The 429-nt window shown below is 50.3% G+C and carries 1 protein-coding gene; it reads left to right on the top strand.

Going from position 1 to position 429, the window contains the following annotated elements:
- Positions 1 to 148 precede the first annotated feature (148 nt).
- Positions 149 to 429: DUF2804 family protein (locus tag KDM89_RS19905; RefSeq protein ID WP_230428004.1), on the top strand; the 281-nt coding region annotated here is incomplete at its 3' end.

The raw sequence follows: 429 nt of genomic DNA, 5'->3' as shown, positions 1-429 counted from the left end.
CTGCTGAGATAATCGCTGCTAGCCCAGACAACAAGCGTGAAACGCCAAATCCTGATGTCATACTGGACAGCATGACACTAAGTCGTCAGTGGGCCTCAATCGTTACCAGGCTGATTGACCGTTATACCCAAATAATCAAAGACCACGAATGATGATCACAAGTTTGCCTGAGGCACCTGCATCGGTGCTTGATGAAAAAAATGCCGTGCTGTTCGGACAATATGTCGGAGCGCCGGAACGCATAGACTGGACTGGCTTAGCCCAGCCATTTCGCCGTCACCCGCTATGGCAGGTGCTGCATCACAAGCACTGGAATTATGTGGCGCTGGCGACAGATGAGATTTTTTGTGGAATAGCGATTGTGGATGTGGGTTGGACCAATACTGCATTTGCCTATGTCTTTGACCGTCGTGCCAGGAAGATCATCGC

Origin of the sequence: Cognatundibacterium luofuense (assembly GCF_018139685.1) — a bacterium.
Classification (GTDB): domain Bacteria; phylum Pseudomonadota; class Gammaproteobacteria; order Burkholderiales; family Burkholderiaceae_D; genus Undibacterium; species Undibacterium luofuense.
Note: the sequence above shows the minus strand (reverse complement) of the source record. Positions and strands in the feature narration are given on the sequence as shown.